The organism is Sorangium sp. So ce185 (genome assembly GCF_051526825.1).
Lineage (GTDB): Bacteria > Myxococcota_A > Polyangia > Polyangiales > Polyangiaceae > Sorangium > Sorangium cellulosum_D.
Map to the genome: position 1 here is coordinate 8815895 of NZ_CP150316.1, position 17183 is coordinate 8833077.

General features: G+C 71.4%; 19 protein-coding genes. 11 read left to right on the plus strand and 8 right to left on the minus strand.

From position 1 onward, the window contains the following. Nucleotides 1-205: 205 nt before the first annotated feature. From WMF26_RS32230 to WMF26_RS32245, 4 genes are read left to right on the plus strand one after another with little or no spacing between them, the layout of a single operon-like run. Complete coding sequence (locus tag WMF26_RS32230) at nucleotides 206-1105, plus strand: hypothetical protein (protein WP_437995840.1); 900 nt, start codon at nucleotides 206-208, stop codon at nucleotides 1103-1105. A gap of 12 nt (nucleotides 1106-1117) precedes the next feature. Next, nucleotides 1118-1333 carry a hypothetical protein gene (locus tag WMF26_RS32235; RefSeq protein WP_437995841.1) on the plus strand — a complete coding sequence of 72 codons (216 nt, stop codon included), beginning with the start codon at nucleotides 1118-1120 and terminating at the stop codon, nucleotides 1331-1333. An 18-nt stretch (nucleotides 1334-1351) separates the two neighbouring features. After that, complete coding sequence (locus WMF26_RS32240) at nucleotides 1352-1918, plus strand: hypothetical protein (RefSeq protein WP_437995842.1); 567 nt, start codon at nucleotides 1352-1354, stop codon at nucleotides 1916-1918. Between the two features lie 47 nt (nucleotides 1919-1965). After that, on the plus strand, nucleotides 1966-2208 hold the full coding sequence (locus WMF26_RS32245) for a hypothetical protein (protein ID WP_437995843.1): 243 nt from the start codon (nucleotides 1966-1968) through the stop codon (nucleotides 2206-2208). 96 nt (nucleotides 2209-2304) lie between these two features. Here the strand turns inward: WMF26_RS32245 and WMF26_RS32250 are convergent, their stop codons facing one another. From WMF26_RS32250 to WMF26_RS32270, 5 genes are all read right to left on the minus strand, one after another. After that, on the minus strand, nucleotides 2305-3906 hold the full coding sequence (locus tag WMF26_RS32250; protein ID WP_437995844.1) for a PAS domain-containing protein: 1602 nt from the start codon (nucleotides 3904-3906) through the stop codon (nucleotides 2305-2307). A 324-nt stretch (nucleotides 3907-4230) separates the two neighbouring features. Then, nucleotides 4231-4656 carry a DUF1810 domain-containing protein gene (locus WMF26_RS32255; protein WP_437995845.1) on the minus strand — a complete coding sequence of 142 codons (426 nt, stop codon included), beginning with the start codon at nucleotides 4654-4656 and terminating at the stop codon, nucleotides 4231-4233. Between the two features lie 229 nt (nucleotides 4657-4885). Then, nucleotides 4886-5848: an L-lactate dehydrogenase gene (locus WMF26_RS32260; protein WP_437995846.1), complete on the minus strand. Its 963-nt coding sequence runs from the start codon at nucleotides 5846-5848 to the stop codon at nucleotides 4886-4888. A gap of 137 nt (nucleotides 5849-5985) precedes the next feature. Next, complete coding sequence (locus WMF26_RS32265; RefSeq protein WP_437995847.1) at nucleotides 5986-7194, minus strand: mechanosensitive ion channel family protein; 1209 nt, start codon at nucleotides 7192-7194, stop codon at nucleotides 5986-5988. Between the two features lie 48 nt (nucleotides 7195-7242). After that, complete coding sequence (locus WMF26_RS32270; RefSeq protein WP_437995848.1) at nucleotides 7243-7860, minus strand: hypothetical protein; 618 nt, start codon at nucleotides 7858-7860, stop codon at nucleotides 7243-7245. A gap of 208 nt (nucleotides 7861-8068) precedes the next feature. Here WMF26_RS32270 and WMF26_RS32275 point away from each other — a divergent pair, with 208 nt between their 5' ends. Next, complete coding sequence (locus tag WMF26_RS32275; protein ID WP_437995849.1) at nucleotides 8069-8515, plus strand: CoA-binding protein; 447 nt, start codon at nucleotides 8069-8071, stop codon at nucleotides 8513-8515. Between the two features lie 52 nt (nucleotides 8516-8567). Next, nucleotides 8568-9680, plus strand: coding sequence for an AAA family ATPase (locus WMF26_RS32280; RefSeq protein ID WP_437995850.1), 1113 nt, complete (start codon nucleotides 8568-8570; stop codon nucleotides 9678-9680). A 92-nt stretch (nucleotides 9681-9772) separates the two neighbouring features. Here the strand turns inward: WMF26_RS32280 and WMF26_RS32285 are convergent, their stop codons facing one another. Then, complete coding sequence (locus WMF26_RS32285) at nucleotides 9773-10195, minus strand: cupin domain-containing protein (protein ID WP_437995851.1); 423 nt, start codon at nucleotides 10193-10195, stop codon at nucleotides 9773-9775. Nucleotides 10196-10461: 266 nt separating this feature from the next. Between WMF26_RS32285 and WMF26_RS32290 the strand changes: the two genes are divergently transcribed. The 3 genes from WMF26_RS32290 to WMF26_RS32300 all read left to right on the plus strand — a co-directional run bounded on the left by WMF26_RS32290 (nucleotide 10462) and on the right by WMF26_RS32300 (nucleotide 12892). Next, a complete protein-coding gene (locus WMF26_RS32290) occupies nucleotides 10462-11490 on the plus strand; it encodes a PA0069 family radical SAM protein (protein ID WP_020738350.1) in 1029 nt (342 codons plus the stop codon). Nucleotides 11491-11628: 138 nt separating this feature from the next. Next, entirely contained in the window at nucleotides 11629-12408 is a 780-nt protein-coding gene (locus WMF26_RS32295) for a HAMP domain-containing protein (protein ID WP_437950010.1), read from the plus strand. A 25-nt stretch (nucleotides 12409-12433) separates the two neighbouring features. Beyond that, nucleotides 12434-12892: a tellurite resistance TerB family protein gene (locus WMF26_RS32300; RefSeq protein WP_061628323.1), complete on the plus strand. Its 459-nt coding sequence runs from the start codon at nucleotides 12434-12436 to the stop codon at nucleotides 12890-12892. A gap of 124 nt (nucleotides 12893-13016) precedes the next feature. Here the strand turns inward: WMF26_RS32300 and WMF26_RS32305 are convergent, their stop codons facing one another. After that, nucleotides 13017-14675 carry an NFACT RNA binding domain-containing protein gene (locus WMF26_RS32305; RefSeq protein ID WP_437995852.1) on the minus strand — a complete coding sequence of 553 codons (1659 nt, stop codon included), beginning with the start codon at nucleotides 14673-14675 and terminating at the stop codon, nucleotides 13017-13019. 25 nt (nucleotides 14676-14700) lie between these two features. Beyond that, entirely contained in the window at nucleotides 14701-15345 is a 645-nt protein-coding gene (locus WMF26_RS32310; protein ID WP_437995853.1) for a hypothetical protein, read from the minus strand. Nucleotides 15346-15461: 116 nt separating this feature from the next. Here WMF26_RS32310 and WMF26_RS32315 point away from each other — a divergent pair, with 116 nt between their 5' ends. Together WMF26_RS32315 and WMF26_RS32320 are read left to right on the plus strand one after the other, a co-directional pair. Beyond that, nucleotides 15462-16205: a formylglycine-generating enzyme family protein gene (locus WMF26_RS32315; RefSeq protein WP_129577859.1), complete on the plus strand. Its 744-nt coding sequence runs from the start codon at nucleotides 15462-15464 to the stop codon at nucleotides 16203-16205. A gap of 65 nt (nucleotides 16206-16270) precedes the next feature. Then, nucleotides 16271-17164: a hypothetical protein gene (locus WMF26_RS32320; protein WP_437995854.1), complete on the plus strand. Its 894-nt coding sequence runs from the start codon at nucleotides 16271-16273 to the stop codon at nucleotides 17162-17164. Nucleotides 17165-17183 lie beyond the last annotated feature (19 nt).

Below are 17183 nucleotides of genomic sequence, written 5' to 3' on the forward strand. Positions count from 1 at the left end.
GAGCTCACGCTGGAGCGAGTACATGGCCATGCCCTCTGAAAGAACATCTTCATCCTCGATCGGCCGCAGCCTGCGCCTGGGGCCTGCGGCGCTGCTGCTCACCGCCGCATGTGGCGCGGGTCCCAGCGGGGACGCCGGCGCTGGCCCGGACAATGTTTTCCCGACGAACGGAACGCACAACGAGCCCGATGCCAGCCGCAAGTGCATGGCCTGCGGCGACTCGCCGACCTGCACCTGCACCCGCAAGAGCGGCGAGCCGACGCCGGACCCGCAGTGGCCGGCGGCCTGGGTGAGCGACTGGAACATGTACCGGGCCCACGAAAACTGGCAAGCCAACCCGCCGCCCTACGCGGATCCGCCGAAGACGCTCGCCCCGAGCGATTACGAGCTCTCCCAGGGCACCTCGTACTACGACTCGACCTACAAACCGGCGGACGGCGACGGCGACGGCGCGATGATGGAATACTACCGCCGGAGGTGCCTGCCCATCTTCCCGAAGAGCAATCATTATTCCTGCTCCTTCGTGTCGCTGGGGAACAAGGCCTACTTCTTCGGCTTCCCGGAGGACGCGCCCCAGGCGCCGGATCTGTCGAAGACCGCCTATTTCTGCTTCTTCTCACCCAAGAATCACCCGCCGCGACCCAATTTCGTCGAGCACCTGCCGTACAACCCGGAGGACACCGCGCGCGTCCCGGATATCCAGGCGTACTCGCTCACCACGCCCGGGCCCGCGGGCCCGCCGATCCTCTTCGGATATGCCTTCGAGAAGAACGGCCGCGCCGACGCGGGGGGCGGCGCGCCGTACCAGCACCCGTTCGCGTTCTACTTCTCCGGCTACATCGAGCTCGACGAGCACGGCCAGCCCACGCACGGCGCGCCCGACGCCCCGTACGTGAGCCAGAATTACGTCGGCTTCCACCAGGAGAAGCCGGGCGCATTCGCCGATCTCTGGGCGAAGGTCGACAAGTACCGGAAAGACCAGAAGGCTCCGGACTGCACGCTGTTCGAGAACGGTTACCCTCTGCTCGACCCTGGGGTGCAGGCCGTCCAAGGCGCGACCGGCGGCAAGAAGCGCGGGCGCTCCTGGCACCACATAAAGCGGTGAAAGGCGCACGCCATGCGACAGAATGAGCGCGACACCCCCGCGATGCCCAGCTGCGGCGGCGTCTGCGGCGCCGGCCTGCTCGACGCCGCGGCCGCGGTGGCGCAGGCGGCCGCGCTGCCGATCAACGACCGACCGGGCTCTTCGCTGTCCGCCCGAGGCCCGGGCCACGCGCGGGCCAGCGGCAGCTCTCTGGCCTGCGGACGAGGTGCGCGGTACCCTCTGTGCTGAGGGCGCTGGCACGGCTGAATGACCGACGAACCCAAGGTCAAGGGAGTGGCGTTTCGTTCCGTGTACGTGAGCCTCGGCAAGCTGCGCGGAGAGCCCCTCCAGAAGCTCAGCCTGGACGAGATGTGCGAGCCGCTGCGCGCCGGCATGCGCTACGGCAGCATCGTCTCCACCGGCTGGTACCCGATCGACTGGTACAAGGATCTCTTCCAGGCCATCCGGCGCGCCAGCGGCGAAGGCAAAGACCTCGTCCACCAGATCGGCCGCCAGTGCACCCGCGACGACATGAGCGGCATCTACAAGGTCATCGCGGCCCTCATCTCCCCTTCTACCCTCTTCTCCCTGGGCCAGCGCGTCTTCGCCAACTACTATTCCGTCGGCCGCGTCCAGGTCCTCGAATCCCGCCGCGGCTTCACCCACGCTCGCTGGAGCGGCTGCTACGGATTCGACGAGAACATGTGGACCGAGGTCATCGGCTCCTGCGAACAGGTCCTCGAGATCGGCGGCGCCAGCCACGTCCGCCAGCGCATCATCGCCGGCGGCGGAGACGGCGATGATCATCTCGAGTTGACCGCGCACTGGAGCTGAGGCCCGCGGTGAGCAGCTCGAAGCAAGGGCAAAATTTCGATTGGCAGTTGGCCCCCGAGGCGGCTTGCCCCGACGACCTGTGGTCCATCGCGCCGTTCAAGGGGCGCGTCTTCGCCGCGAGCTTGCGCCGGCTGTACTGCATCGAGGCCGGGAAGGTCGAGCTGCTCGACCTCGAGTCGCTCGGCGCCGGCCCGTTCGGCGTGCTGAGCGCCTTCGGCGACACGTCGTGGTCCATCGGCGCGAAGGACGTGCTCAGCTTCGACGGGCAGCGGTGGAGCTGGATCGCGTGAGCGCTCGCAGCTCCCACGCTCGGCGCTCGACTGGGTCTCGCGCCCGGCGCTGCGCGGCGTGACTCCCCTCGTCGCCCTCGCGAGCGCCGGCGGCGCTCAGCGGCGCCGGGGCAGCGCGCGCAGGCAGACCTCGATCCCGGCGCGGAGGTTGCCATGGGTGGTGACGCCGGAGAGGTCGACCTCGAGGCCGCACATCGACTGGGCGACGGCCGGTCCGATGCCGGTGAGGACGCCGCTCGCGCCGAGCAGGCGGATCGCGCGGACGATGCGGACGAGGTGGTCGGCCGTCGCGGCGTCGACGCTCTCGATGCCGGTGACGTCGATGATGGCGAATCGAGCGCCCGTGCGCACGACCTCGTCGAGGAGCTTGCTGGTGACGTCGGCCGCGCGCGCGTCGTCGAGCGCGCCGATCAGGGGTACGGCGAGCACGCCCTCGGCGACCTGGAGGACGGGCGTCGACAGGGCCCGGATGAGCGCCTGCTGGCGCTGGATGACCGCGAGCTGATCGGCGAAGGCCTGCCTCTGCCGCTCGAGCTCGGCGATGGTGGCGGCCATGTGCTCCTCGTGCTCCCGCTGCGCCGTGATGTCCATGCCGATGGCGAGGATGTGCGCCGTGCCGTCCTGCTCGACCAGGGGCACCTTGACGATGGACATCCACCGCACCTGGCCGTTCGGGCGCGCGATGGGTTGAACCCTCGAGACCGGCTGCATGCGCGTGAGCACCTCCCGGTCCATCTCGCCGATGGTGGAGAGCTCGGCGTGGGAGGACGGCAGATCGCCGACGGTCTTGCCCACCGCCGCCTCCGGCGTGGTGTCGTAGAGCGCGGCGTAGCTCTTGCTGACGAGCTTCATCTTGCCGTCCCGGTCCTTGACCGTGACGACGATCGGGATGGTGTCGAGCACGAGGCGGATGAACTGCCGCTCGCGCTCGAGGGCGAGCTCTGTCTGCTTGATCTCGGTGGTGTCGATCCGCAGGCCGACGATGCCGCCGTCGGCGAGGCGGGTGCTCTTGAGGGTGAGCCAGCGGTCCCCGAACCGCCGCATGTAGACGTCCCCGGAGCGGCGATGGTCCGCGAGGCGACCGGCGACCCACTCCTCTTCGCTGAGGCCGCTGTGGAGGTGAATCCCGTTCCGGCAGCCCTCGCGGACGACGTCTTCGAACGTATTGCCTACCTGGATGGCGGCGGCGCACTCGGGGTAGTGCGATTTGTACGCCGTGTTGAAGAAGCAGAGCCGCTCCTCGGCGTCGTAGATGACCAAGCCCACGTCGAGCGCCTCGACGGCCGCGTGCAGGCGCGCTGCTTGATCGCGCGCCGCCTGCTCGGCCCGGCGTCGCTCGGTCACGTCGCGCAGCGCGAGGAGCACGCCGGCGCACGCGCCCGCGGGGTCGACGAGCGGGCTGAGGCTCCCCTCGGCGAGGACGGCGCGCTCGCTCGCGAGGTGAAGGGTGAAGTCGGGCGGCAGGGCGCGCGGCGCGCGATCGCGGATCACCTGATCGAGCAGCGCGCCGAGGGGCGGATGGGGCCGCAGGGCCTCATCGACGGGCCCTCCGCGCGCCGTCGCCCCGGGCGTGGAGAAGAGGCGCTCGGCGGCGGGGTTCAGCGCCAGGATCCGACCGGTTTCGTCGAGCAAGAGCAGCGGGTCGACGCTGCAGGTGAAGGCGAGCGAGTAGAGATCGACAGGAGCGTCGCTAGGCATCGGGAGGAGCTAGCGTAGAGCAAGATCTCCTCAGGGTGTCGGCCTCGGTGACCACACGGCACCTCCACAGGCCGCCAAGCTGCTGGCCGAGCTCTGCTTGGGCTCGAGCCCTTGGAACGCCGGACGATCGAGGCCGCCGACGCCGCGTCACCTGGACCAGATGCGCTGTGGCACACCTGCAGGCCGTCGTGGCTTTGCCCGCCCATGCACCCACACGCGGTGAGATCGAGCGCTGGGTCCCCCACCCTCGCCCCCACCGCGGTCGTAGCCGGGGTCGCCGCGCCGTGCACGCGCCCGCCCCCGGCGCCCACCGACGGCAGCCCGTCACTCCTCGAGGAGCGCGAGCGTCCGCGGATCCAGCTCGCCACCACAGTACTTCTCGAGCGCCGCGAGGAACGTCTCGTTGTCGGGGGCCGCGCGGGCGAACAGGGTCATCGACGAGCAGAACTTCATGTCATCGGGGCTGTCGAAGATGTCATAAAGCGAACACCCCTCGATCTGGTTGACGAGGCGAGTGCACTCGATCAACCTCGGGCCGAGCGTCGGGTGCTGTAGATAGGCCTCTGCTTCGGCCTTCGAAGCGATGCCATACCTGTGAGCCATGGCGCTGTGGCCCAGGCCCCGCACCTGCGGAAAAATGAACCACATCCAGTGGCTGGTCTTCTGTCCTCGGCGCAGCTCGGCCAGGACGCGGTCATAGACCGGAGCCTGCGCGTCCACGAATCGTTGCAAATCGTACGGATCCGGCATGAGCGCTCCTCCGCTGCCAGCTTAGCACCTCATCGTCGGATCGCAGCGCAAGGTCGTGCTCACCGGATGGATCCTCATGAGAAAAGAACCACAGAGGCACAGAGGAGAGAGAGAGAAAAAAAGATAGGTAGCTTCTTCTCTCGCCTCTGTGCCCTCTTTGCCTCTGTGGTTCAAATGCTCCCCATCACCGCGCCAGCAACGCGCTCAGGCGACGCGGCGCGAGGTCGCGTCAGAAGCCGAGCGACCGGATCGCCTTGCGGATCGTGTCCGCGCTGGCGCGGACGCCGGCCTCCTCCTCGGGGCTCATCGGGATGGGCAGCTGCGACTCGATGCCGGAGCGGTTCACGACGCAGGGCACGCTCAGGCACACATCGTCGATCCCGCGGTAGCCGCTGAGCAGGCTGCTGACGGGCAGCACGCGGTTCTCGTCGCGGAGCAGGGCTTCCAGGATCTTGGCGGTCGCCAGGCCGATCGCGTAGTTGGTCGCGCCCTTGCCGGAGATGACCTGGGCGGCGGCGTTCTTCACGTTCGAGAAGATCTCCGCGCGGTCGCCCGCGGCGAGCTTGCCGTGGCCGGGCACGGACCACGCGTCGAGCGGGATGTTCGCGACGCTCGCGCTGCTCCACAGGGGCACCTCGCTGTCGCCGTGCTCGCCGGCGATGTACGCGTGGACGTTCTGCACGGCCACGTTCAGCCGCCGGGCGATCAGGAAGCGAAAGCGGCTGCTGTCGAGCACCGTGCCGCTGCCGAGGACGCGGGCGGGCGGCAGGCCGGTCAGCTTGAGCGTGACATAGGTGATCACGTCGACCGGGTTGGTGACGAGCAGGTAGAGCGCGTCGGGCGCGACGGCCTGGAGCCGCGGCAGGAGCTCGCGGCAGATAGCGACGTTCGCGGTGGCGAGGTCCATCCGGCTCTGCCCGGGCTTCTGCTTCGCGCCGGCGGTGATGACGACCACGTGCGCCCCGCGGCAGACCTCGACGTCATCGCTGCCCTCGAGCGTCGCCGCCGGGACGAACTGGAGGCCGTGGTTCAGGTCGAGCACCTCGGCGTCGACCTTGGTCCGGTTCACGTCGAACAGGGCGACCTCCTTCGCCACGCCGCGGAGCAAGCACGCGTAAGCGATCGTCGCGCCGACGCTGCCAGCGCCCACGACCGCGACCTTGTTGGGGGAGACGGGCTGGTTGTCAGGCATACCGCTCGGCTACCGCAGCGGCGCGACCGGACCAAGCCAAATCAGGGTGACGGCAGGCGGCGGACGGCCGCGGAGCCGGTCGCGACGGGCCGCGGGCCAAAGCGGTGCCGGGGCGCTGGCTGGCGCCGATCGCGCGCTCAGCGCTCCGGGAGCGGCTCGGCGGAGCGCCCCTGCTGGCGCGGCGGTCCCGCGTCGAGCTTGCCGCTCACGGCGGCGGGCGCCGGGGCGGCCGGGACCGCGACGATCGCCGGCAGGACCACCGGAGCTGCGGTCGGATCGACGGCCGCGCGCGGGTCGAGGATGCGCGGATCGACGGCGAGGCCCGGCTGCGCTGCGGCGGGGCTGAGGGCGACGCCTTCGTCGCGGCAGGCGCGGAAGAACGCCCTCATCAGCTCGGACTCCAGGAGATCGTGGCGCTCGAAGTCGGCGATCCAGAACTTGATGACATAGCGCTGGAAGAGGGGAGTGACGGCCGCGAGCCAGAGCCTGGGCGGCGGCTCGCGGAGGATGTCCGGCACCTGCGCATAGGCGCGCTGCGCCGCGCGCTCCACGGCCTCGGGGGCGGCGTCGAGGGCGACGAGCATCTCGATGTTGCGCGCGCACGTCCGGTCCGGCGCGCAGAAGTTCTGTACGCGCGCCTTGGCGATGATCGAGTTCGGCAGGATCACGATGTCTCCGGAGAACGTCCGGAGGCGGGTCGAGCGCCATCCCACGTAGACGACCTGCCCCTCGATCCCGTCGACGAGGATCCAGTCGCCGACGCCGAACGAGCGCTCGGAGTGCAGGGCGAGCCCGGCGAAGAGGTTGCCGAGGGTGTCCTGGAGCGCGAGGCCGAGGACGACCGTGATGACGGTCGAGGTCGCGAGCAGCGGCACGAGGTCGACGCCGGTGACCGCGCCGACGATCGAGAGGCCGGCGACGAGGTAGAGGATCGTGAGCAGGAGGTGCCGTACGAGGGCCGGGAGCTGCACCTTCCGGCGCTCGGCGAGCCAGTAGTCGATGACCATGGTCTCGGCGATCTCGATGGCCAGGTACGACGCGAGCGCGAGCTCCAGGAGGAGCACGCCTTTGTGGAGCGTGGGCAGCTCGGCGCCGCGCAGGGCGATGAACGTGTGCAGCGCGAGCAGCGCGACGAGCAGGCGCGCCGGCAGCCGCATGCGCCGGATGAGGAGGTCGTCGAGCGACGTCCGGGTCGCGCGGGCGGCGCGCGAGAGCAGGGCGAAGAGCAGGCGGTAGGCGAAGAACCCGAGCCCGAGGACGGCGATGGCCGCGCCGAGCGCGACGAGCAGCGAGGTGGGGTGGCGGGAGAGGTCGGCCCAGAGCGCGGGGAGCCGGTCGAGGTTCACGCGGGGGAGTCTGCCACAGGAGGGCCGCCGCCACGCCGGCGACCGCGGCTAGCCGGCGCTGCCCGCGTGGCTCATCCACGAGATCAGCGCGAACAGCGCGAGCGCGACGAGGAAAAAGCCGTAGGTGGCGGCGTTCGCCCTCTTCGCCCAGCGGAGCGCGTCGGCCGCCGGCACGCGGCGCCGAGCGCTCCGCGCCTCGATCCACACCGAGGCGAAGAAGAAGGGCACACAGAGGAAGGCGCCGGCGGCGAGCACGCGCCAGCCCTCCTTCACCGGGCCCAGCCAGGGAGCGGAGATCGGCACCATGAGCAGGGTGGCGGCCGTTCCGAGATCATCGCGAGCCATCGCCAGGATGGGCGCTACGGTCATCTCGAGGACGGTCAGGAGAGCCCACGTGATCGGGATCCCCGCGAGCGTGGACCATGCGTTCGCCGCCAGAGAGAGCTTGATCGCCTCTCGCGTCGGCAGGCGCAGGACCCGGCGAGCCACCGCGGCCTCGACGAGCACGACGGGAACGAAGGCTATCCACGATGCGGGCCACGCGAAGACGAGCATCGGGATGCCGACGTTCGCGAGGGCGGCCTTCGGCCAGAGCGAGACCGCGACGCCGGACAGGAGCCCGATGGCTACGGCGAGCCGGCCGGTTGCAGCGTGGGCTCTGAGCATGGGGCGCCCGTGGTTCGTCATGCGCAAAGGATCCGCAGGGAGCCGGTCGAGGTTCACGCGGCGGAGTCTGCCATGAGCGGCGGACGGGGAGCTCGTGCTGAGCTCGATACCGTCGCGCCGCTGCAGGCGCGCGCCGCCCCCCGGCCCGGCGGCTCCGCATCGCGCCGCCCCGGGTGCGGCGCCGGCTCGGCGGACGTACACTCTCCCCATGAACGACATTCGCGACATCAGCGATGACGATGCCCGGGTGGCCGAGCTGGTCCGCGGGGCGCGGCGCGTCGCCGTGCTCGGCATCAAGACCGAGGCGCAGGCGGATCAGCCCGCCTTCTACGTCCCGAGCTACCTCAAGAGCGCAGGCGTGGAGGTGATCCCCGTCCCCGTCTACTACCCCGACGTGAAGACCATCCTCGGCCAGCAGGTTTACCGCCGCGTGGCGGACGTCCCGGGCCCGATCGACATCGTCGACGTCTTCCGGCGCGGCCAGGACGTCGCCGCGCACCTCGACGACCTGCTCGCCGCCCGGCCGCGCGCCGTCTGGCTGCAGAGCGGCATCCGGAACGACCAGGTGGCCGAGCGGCTCGTCGAGGCCGGCATCCTCGTCGTGCAGGACCGCTGCCTCATGGTCGACCACCGCCGCTTCGCCGGGCGAGGCTGAGGCCGGCTCCCCCGGTGGCGCCGATGAGCGCGGCCCGGGTAGAGTTCCGCGCATGCTCCTCAAGAGTCTGCGGCTAGATCGGTTCCTGTCCTTCGGTCCGGGCTCCGATCCGATCGAGCTCAGCAAGCTCAACGTCCTCATCGGACCCAACGGGTCAGGCAAGTCGAACTTCATCGAGGCCATCGGCTTCCTTCGCTCCGCACCCACGGATCTGCTCGCCCCGGTACGACAAGGCGGGGGGGTGAGCGCATGGATCTGGCGAGGCGAGCCGGGCGCGAAGGCCGAGGTGGAGGCCATCCTCGAATACCGGCCGGAATCGAGCTGGAACCTGCGCCACCGGGTCTCCTTCACCGAGCTCGGAGCGCGCCTGGAGATCGTCGATGAGCGCATCGAGGACGAGGAGCCGCCGGCCGAGCCGACCGGCCAGCACGTCTACTTCGGCTACGAGCACGGACGCCCGGTGCTCAACGTGAGAAACGGCAAACGCGAGCTCCGGCGCGAGGACATCGACCCCCAGCAGTCCATCCTCTCCCAGCGCAAGGATCCCGATCACTATCCGGAGCTCTCGTTCGTCGGGGATCGCTACAGCAAAGTCCGGCTTTACCGTGACTGGGGCCTCGGACGCGCCTCGTCCCCACGATACCCGCAGCCGTCCGATCTGCCGACCGACCACTTGCGAGAAGATGCACAGAACCTCGGGCTAATCCTGAACCGGTTCCGCCGGGATATCCCGACGAAGCGGGTGCTGATCGACACCTTGCAGCAGGTCTTCGATGGAGCCGTGGACTTCTCCGTGCAGATCGAGGGAGGAACGGTCCAGATATTCCTCGAGGAAGAGCGCTGGACGCTCCCCGCGACGCGCCTCTCCGACGGCACGATCCGCTGGCTTGCGCTGCTCGCCATCCTGCTCGATCCAGCGCCGCCGCCGCTCGTGTGCATCGAGGAGCCGGAGCTCGGCCTCCATCCGGATCTGATGCCCACGCTCGCGCGCCTCCTGCGCGACGCATCAGAGCGCACACAGGTCATCGTGACGACGCACTCGGATGTCCTCGTCGATGCGCTCTCCGACACGCCGGAAGCGGTGCTCGTCTGCGAGCGCCACGAAGGGCGGACGACCATGCAGCGCCTCAGCCGTGACTCCCTCTCGACGTGGCTCGAGGCGTAGCATCCGGCCGGCATCAACCCACCTGCCTCATTTCGCGGCAGCCGGCGACGCTCGGCCCCGGAATGTCGGACGGCATGCTCGCCGCCACGCGACTACAGCGGCCGGTGCTGCGTCCCCTTGCCGTAGGTGATCGACAGGAGGTCCCCCGGCTCGCGGACGATGATCCGGTGCCACGCGCCTTGCGGGACCTTGCACGCCGCCCCCGCGAGCAGGGCGACGACCCGCTCGCCGCCCTGCTCCTCCAGCACGACGTCGCTCGCGCCGGACAGGAGGACCAGGATCTCGTCCCCCGCCGGGTGCATCTCCCACTGCGGCGTGTCCTCGGTCAGCGGATACCGTATCACCAGCCACCCCCCCTCGTCCGTGATCCGCCGGATGTCCGCGGCCTTCGAGTCGCCGGACATCAGCTCTTGCCAGAACGTCGGCCTCACCTCGATCTGCAGCGCATCGCCCCCGTCCGCGAGGTGCAGGTACGTGCTGCGGAGATCGAACCCTGGCTGTGTCGGATTGGCCATCTTGTCCCTCACCTCGCTCCTGAGCGCCCGCATGCCAGCAGGCGCCCCCTCGGCTGTCAATCCGCTCTCCCCGCCCCCCGCCACGGCCGCACCCCCCAGGCCGCACCCGCCGCCGGCAGCGCCGCCCAGGCCGCGCCCGCCGCCCAGCCCGCAACGACGGCGCCCACGCCCACCGGGCTCTACTGAACAAACGCTCCCACCCCGGCGAGGACGCGCTACACTGCGCGCGCAGCGCCCCCTCCCCTCGCCCGGCGCTGACCCGCACCATGCCGCGCCCCGTGAACAACCCTCCGAACCCGTGGTCGTCGACGCAGGTCGAGTACCTCGAAGAGGCGCCCCCGGCGACGCTGCAGGTCTTCGAGGAGCAGGCCCGCTCCATCATCACCGCGAACGACAGCCCCGATCTGCCGTTCCAGTACAGCGTCAACCCGTACCGGGGCTGCATCCACGCCTGCGCCTACTGCTACGCCCGGCCCTCGCACCAGTACCTCGGGTGGGGCGCCGGCACCGACTTCGACCGCAAGATCGTGGTCAAGGCGAACGCGCCCGAGCTGCTCGAGAAGGAGCTCAACAAGCCGGGCTGGCAAGGCGACACGATCGTGTTCTCCGGCAACGTCGATTGCTACCAGCCGCTCGAGGCGAGCTACGAGCTCACCCGCCGCTGCCTCGAGATCTGCCTCGCGTTCCGGAACCCCGTCGGGCTCATCACCAAGGGCGCGCTCGTGCGGCGCGACGCCGCCCTGCTCGGCGAGCTCGCGCGGCGCGCCCGCGCCCGCGTCCACCTCAGCATACCCTTCGCCGACGACGCCGTGGCCCGCAAGATGGAGCCGTACGCGAGCCGCTCGTCGCTGCGCTTCGAGGCCATGCGCGCGCTCTCGGACGCGGGCGTGCCGACCGGGATCTCCCTGTCGCCCCTGATCCCCGGGCTGAACGACAGCGACGTCCCCGAGCTCCTCGAGCGCGCCCGCGACGCCGGGGCGCAGAGCGCCTTCATGATGCCGCTGCGCCTGCCGCGCGAGGTGCTGCCGGTCTTCGACGAGCGCCTCGAGGAGGCCTTCCCGGACCGCGCCGGCAAGGTGCGCCGCGGCATCCAGGAGATGCGCGGCGGCAAGATGAACGAGGCCGCCTTCGGGGCGCGCTTCCAGGGCGCAGGCGCGCGCTGGGCGGCGATCCAGCGGCTGTTCGAGGTGCACTGCCAGCGCCTCGGGCTGAACGCCGCGCGCGAGCGCGAAGCGGCAGACGAGCGCTCGACCTTCCGGCGGCCGAGCCGGCAGGGGACGCTGTTCGACCTCTGAATGACCCTTGCGACCGGCGCCGGGAATGGGGTACCAGTGAGACCGCAGTGCGTTTTCCGGGGGGGTCGCACCGCGGCGGCCCCGCTCATGCCATGTCCTGTGCTGGCGGTCATGCCGTCCGCCCGCTGACGAGACCTCATGACCTCTCCCGCCCAGGATCGCGCCACAGCCCGCCCGGCCCCCCGCCGCAAGCTGCTCCTCAACCCGCGATTCCAGCTCAAGTACACGGGGCTCCTGGTGTCGGTGGTGCTCGCCGTCATGGCGGTGCTCGGACTCGTCATCTGGCAGACCGCGAGCGTCGCCAACGAGCAGGCGCAGTACGCGGCGTCCCAGGCCGAGCTCGCGCTCAAAGAGGCCGCCAACAGCGCGAAGATCCTGAGGATGAGCACCGCCGCCCTGGGCGGCGACGGCGCCGAGCTCGGCAATACCCTCGACGAGGAGCTCGAGAAGACGAACCGCGAGTACGAGCGCAACCTGGCGGAGGTCGGCAGGCGGCGCTCCGAGGTCGAGGCGCTGCGTCAGCGCCTCCTCAACATCCTCGTCGGCGGGGGCGCGTTCCTGCTCGTCGTCCTCGGGGTGCTCGGGATCTTCATCACCCAGCGCATCGTGGGGCCGGTCCACCAGATGAAGCGCCTGTGCCGCCAGGTCGGCACGACGCGGCTCACCATCGGAGAGGGGCTGCGCAAGGGCGATGAGCTCGGAGACCTGTTCGACACGTTCGTGCAGATGACCTACTCGCTCAAGGCGCTCCAGACAGGGCGGCTCGCGACGCTCGACGCGGCCATCGAGCGGGCCGAGGCCGAGAAGGCGTCGGCCGAGGTGCTCGCGGGGCTGCGCGCGCTCCGGGCGCAGCTCTGCCTCGGGCTCAGCGAGTCCGAGACCGTGCGGCGCCGCGCGCCGAAAGGTGGTGAGTCATGAGGCGAATCGCCGGAGCGGAGGCGACATGAAGCCTCCCGCGTTGGTCCACCAGGCGGCCGGCTTGCTCCGCGCCCGCTTCGACCTGAACGAGTACAACCCGACCCCGATCGTCGACCTCGGCGCGCTCGTGGCGAACGCCGACGGCAACGTGGACGCCGAGGAGATCGACGCCCTGCGGCAGCTGATCGAGCCGATGCTCGGCGCCGAGCTGAACGCGGAGCTCGTCCGCTACCTGATCGAGGCGAGCCTGAAGGTGATCGCGGCGGCGGGCGTCGAGCCGCGGGTGCGGCTGCTCGCGGAGATCCTCATGGACTGCGACGCGGTGGAGGAGGGCGTCATCGTCGCGCTGGCGGTGGCCCACGCGAGCGAGGGGATCTCGGACGCGGAGCGCGCGGTGATCGCGTCGCTCGCCCGCGCGGCGGAGCTGCCGGCGCGCCGGCTGGATCAGCTGAACGAGCAGGTCCGGGCGGCGTTCACGGCCTGAGGGCGGCCCGCCCTCAGGCGGAGCGACGGCGTCGCAGCCTGGGCCCGGGGGCGCCGCAGCCCGGCCGCGGGGCGCTTCCCGGCCTGCGCGCGAGGCGCGTCGCCACCGGCGCGAGCGCCCTTCGTCAGCCCTCTTCCTTGGTCGCGAGCAGCCGCGAAAGGCGCGCCCCCTCGATGCGCACGGCGATGACCTTCTCCCGATCGAAGACCACCGCGCCCGGGGCCGCGCCGCGCGGCTTGCGCACGTAGCGGCGCGGGACGTAGCTCACCTCGCAGACCGCCTCGCCGCGCGCGTCGCTGAAGTGCGCCGCCAGGGTCGCGGCGTCCACGAGCACGTCGGCGGGGCAGCTCGCCCCCTTCGGGAGCGGCACGACGACGTGCGAGCCCGCGACGCCCTTCGCGTGGAGCCAGAGGTCGTGCGGCCGCGCATGCTTCGTCGTGAGGGCGTCGTTGTCCTCGGCGCCCCGGCCGACGAGGATCGCCGCGCCGGACGCGCTCCGGTAGGCATGGAACGGCCGGCGCGGGGCGGTCCGTCCGGCCCGCGGGGCGCGCGCTCCTCCGGCCACCCCCGGCTCGCCGGCGACGGCGGCGCCCGCCCCGGCGATCTCGGCGCGCGCCACGCCGAGGGAGCGCGCGCGCTGCGCGAGCGGCTCGAGCGCCTCCGGCCGCGCCTCCGCCGCCGCGACGTCGGCCTCGAGGGCGGCGATCGCCTCGAGGGCGCGCTCGGTCTCGGCGAGGCGCGCGCGCATCACCGCCTCGCCGCGCTGGTAGCGCCGCGCCTTGGCGAAGAACGCCTCGGCCTGCGCCTTCGCGGGGCGCGCCGGGTCGAGCGCGACCTCGAGCTTGCCGCCCGTCTCCCAGTCGTCGAGGAGCGCCTTCGCGGCCCCGCGCGGCACCCGCGCGCCCTGCGCGAGCAGGAGCTGCCCCGTCTTCTGGAGGCGCGCGACGCTCCCCAGCCGCCCGAGATCGCCGCGCACCGCCTCGGCCCTGCGCTCGAGCGCGGCGCGCCGCGCCTTGACGGCGCGCGCGAGGGCCGCCTTCTCCTGGCCGGCGGCAGCGTCGTCGCTCGCCTCGACCAGCGCGGCGCCGGCGGCCAGCGGATCCTCCGGGTAGGCGATCTCGGCCGGCGGGGCGCTCCCCTGAGGCGGCCAGCGGAGGATCAGGTTGCCGGCGCCGTCGAGCAGCCGCACCTCGCCGCGGCGCCCCGGGGCGAGCTCCAGCCGCGCCGCCGCGGCGGGCGCCGGGCCCAACCCGGGTGCGGGCAACCCAGGGCTCAACCCGGGTGCGGGCGACCCCGGGCCCAACCCGGGTGCGGGCGCCGCCAGGCTCAACCCGGGTGCGGGCGCCGGGCCCAACCCGGGTGCGGGCGCCGCCAGGCTCAACCCGGGTGCGGGCGCCGCCGCCACCGACGGCCCCGCCTCACCAGGCAGTTCATCGTCTTGGTCTTCTTCCGCCGTAGACAGATCGCCGGCGATCACGGCGACGCCGTCCCCCCGCACCTCGATCGCCAGCACGCGGCGGCCGACCAGGTGGGCCCGCATGGCGGCCAGGAGCGGATGCGCCCCGCCGGCGCGGAGCCGCGGCAGCCGCGGCAAGATCCCCACCCCCGCGACGCGCGGCCCGATGCCGGCGCCGAGCACGCGCCGCGCTCCGACGTACACGGCCAGCGCGACGAGCCCCGTCGCGGGGTTCGCGTGCGCGGCGTCGATCCGCGCCCCCACCCAGCTCGCCATCTCCTCGGCGAGCGCCCCGCCTCGCGCTGCGCTCCGTCGATCCTCCTCCATGGCGAACGCCGCTCGCTCGTGCCTCTCAGCGGAACGGTTCGAACTTCGGCTCGCAACAGTCGACGGCGAGCGCGCACCCCGAGCCGGCCTGCGTGCAGGTGCCCACCTCCGAGCCGTTGACGAGGCAGGAGCAGGAGATGTCGGAGCGCCCGCTCGGCCTGCACTCGACGGCGAAATCCCAGCCCGGGCACGAGCCCTTGCAGCTGCACGCCCTGTCCCCGCCGCCGAAGCACTCCAGCCCTCCACAGCCGGAGTCGGCGTCGAACGCGCACGTCTCGTACTGAGCCAGCAAAAGCTGGCACCTGGACGGGGTGACGGAGCAATCGAACGCCTCGATCGCGCAATCGAAGAACGGCGCGAGCCGATCGTTGCACGGGGGCGCGGCGGACAGCTGATCGTCACAGACGTCGCCGCAGCTGCCCGGCGCCGCGCCGCACACCGGCAGGAACATCTCGCAGTACGCGAGACACTTCGACCGCACGTCGCCGCCGCCCCCCCCGGTGGAGGTCACCCCCACGTTGCTCGTCCCGCTCGCGCTGCTGCTGGTCACGCCGGCGCCTCCCGACCCTTCGCCGGGCATCCCGTCGACCACGACGTTGCCACCGCAGGCGCTCCCCCAGGCCAGGACCGCGAGCGCGGCGAACCGCATCCTAAGCAGCGTCATTCCCATGGCGCGAGACTAGCCCGGCGCGGGCGCGGGCGCGAGCGCCGCGCGAGGTCCGGTGAGGCGAGCCGCCGCGCGGCCTCTCGTGCGCCGCGCGCGGCTTTGCGATAGAGAGCCGCCGCGTGCTCCTCGACCTCCTGCTCGCCCCGCTGCTCGCCCAGGCCGACGCGCTGCCCCGGCCCGGGGCTCCGGCGTCCTGCCCGCCCGACATGGTGCTCGTGGAGGGCACGCACCACGAGAACGTGCAGCGGATCTGCACGAGCTACCGCGGCGGCCACTGCTTCAGCTTCTTCCCCGGGCTGTTCGCCGCCGAGCCGCGCTTCACGCCGGTGCGCACGTGCATGGATCGCCACGAGTGGCCGAACCGGGCGGGCGCGCTGCCGGTCGTGATGCTCCGCTTCGTCGAGGCCGAGCGGGAGTGCGCCGCCGTCGGCAAGCGCCTCTGCACCGAGTTCGAGTGGGAGCTCGCGTGCGAGGGGCCGTCGGCGCTCCCCTTCCCTTACGGTTACGCGCAGGACCCGGCCGCCTGCAACGTGAGCAAGCCATACCGGGGCATCAGCGAGCGGCGGCTCGCGTCGGACGACCCGGCGGTGCGGGCCGCCGAGACGCAGCGGCTCTGGCAGGGCGAGCCGTCGGGCTCGTATCCGGCGTGCGTGAGCCCGTACGGCGTCGTCGATCTGGTCGGCAACGTGGAAGAGTGGGTATCGACGTCGCGTCCCGAGTGGCCGCACCGCTCGTCGCTGAAGGGCGGCTACTGGTCCAAGCCGTGGGCGGGGTGCCGCGGGACCAACGACTCGCATGGACCGATGTTCCGGTTTTACGAGATCGGGTTTCGTTGCTGCAAGGATCCGGGGGCGGGGACGTAGCGCCGGGGGCGAAAGGGGTTCCCCGAGCGGGGGGCAAGTGCGAAGCTGCTGGAAGGACAGACCTGGTGCGCGCCCTCGTCCCTGAGAGCCGCCCCATCGAGGTCCTCGGCTGGGTCGACAGCCAGGTCACGAACATCGAGCGCCGCCTCGACAAGGCGCTGCGTCTACGGGTCGGCGGCGAGCCGCGGGTGCTCCACGTCGAGTTCTGCTTCTCGCTCCGCGAAGACGTGCCGGATCGCATCTTCGAATACCTCGGCTTCCTCTTCGCCGCGCTCCGCCTCGAATCCTCTGGCGCGCCGGTGCCGCCCATCGAGAGCGTCGCCGTGGTCCTCTCGGGGCGCAGGCGGCGCTTGCCGAAAGCCGGGAAGCGCCGCATCGCCTGGCCCGGGCGGCCGTTCAGCGGCGCGCGCTTCCGTATCGACGCCGTCTACCAGCGCACAGTCTCCGAGCTGCGAGCGCGCGGCAGCGTGCTCTGGCTGGTATTTGCGCCGCTTGCACGTAATGCGACCGCGGCGACGCTGCGGGAGGTGGTCGCGGAGATCCACGCGGGGGCGAAGGGCGCGGAGGAGCGGGCTGAGCTGTACACGGCGCTCCTGGTGATGGCGACCATCGATCCCTGGGGGCATAATCTGCTGAAGGAGCTCATCATCATGGTAGAGGACAAGGAAGAGGGGCTGCTCCGGCGCACGCCGATCATCGGCGAGATGATCATCGAGGCCGAGCAACGGGGAGAGCAGCGGGGAGAGCAACGAGGAGAGGAGCGCGGGCAGAAGGCGATCGCAGAGCTCCTCGGCCGCCTCTTCGCGCGGCGCATCGGGCGACGTCTGACGGCCGAAGAAGAGCGATCGATCGTCGAGCGCGCTCGCGTGAACGGTCCAGACGAGGTCGAAGCCGCCTTGATCGAGCTCGAGGGCGAGGCGCTGGTTCGATGGCTCGCGGAGCCGATGCGCAACGCCTGAGCTCCCGGCGGAGGAGGGA

Coding starts and splice junctions, on each gene's coding strand:
- WMF26_RS32305 (WP_437995852.1), bottom strand. CDS start 14,675: ATGGAGGAGGATCGACGGAGCGCAGCGCGAGGCGGGGCGCTCGCCGAG.
- WMF26_RS32230 (WP_437995840.1), top strand. CDS start 206: ATGGCCTGCGGCGACTCGCCGACCTGCACCTGCACCCGCAAGAGCGGC.
- WMF26_RS32250 (WP_437995844.1), bottom strand. CDS start 3,906: ATGCCTAGCGACGCTCCTGTCGATCTCTACTCGCTCGCCTTCACCTGC.
- WMF26_RS32285 (WP_437995851.1), bottom strand. CDS start 10,195: ATGGCCAATCCGACACAGCCAGGGTTCGATCTCCGCAGCACGTACCTG.
- WMF26_RS32255 (WP_437995845.1), bottom strand. CDS start 4,656: ATGCCGGATCCGTACGATTTGCAACGATTCGTGGACGCGCAGGCTCCG.
- WMF26_RS32310 (WP_437995853.1), bottom strand. CDS start 15,345: ATGGGAATGACGCTGCTTAGGATGCGGTTCGCCGCGCTCGCGGTCCTG.
- WMF26_RS32240 (WP_437995842.1), top strand. CDS start 1,352: ATGACCGACGAACCCAAGGTCAAGGGAGTGGCGTTTCGTTCCGTGTAC.
- WMF26_RS32270 (WP_437995848.1), bottom strand. CDS start 7,860: ATGCTCAGAGCCCACGCTGCAACCGGCCGGCTCGCCGTAGCCATCGGG.
- WMF26_RS32280 (WP_437995850.1), top strand. CDS start 8,568: ATGCTCCTCAAGAGTCTGCGGCTAGATCGGTTCCTGTCCTTCGGTCCG.
- WMF26_RS32295 (WP_437950010.1), top strand. CDS start 11,629: ATGACCTCTCCCGCCCAGGATCGCGCCACAGCCCGCCCGGCCCCCCGC.
- WMF26_RS32300 (WP_061628323.1), top strand. CDS start 12,434: ATGAAGCCTCCCGCGTTGGTCCACCAGGCGGCCGGCTTGCTCCGCGCC.
- WMF26_RS32260 (WP_437995846.1), bottom strand. CDS start 5,848: ATGCCTGACAACCAGCCCGTCTCCCCCAACAAGGTCGCGGTCGTGGGC.
- WMF26_RS32290 (WP_020738350.1), top strand. CDS start 10,462: ATGCCGCGCCCCGTGAACAACCCTCCGAACCCGTGGTCGTCGACGCAG.
- WMF26_RS32275 (WP_437995849.1), top strand. CDS start 8,069: ATGAACGACATTCGCGACATCAGCGATGACGATGCCCGGGTGGCCGAG.
- WMF26_RS32235 (WP_437995841.1), top strand. CDS start 1,118: ATGCGACAGAATGAGCGCGACACCCCCGCGATGCCCAGCTGCGGCGGC.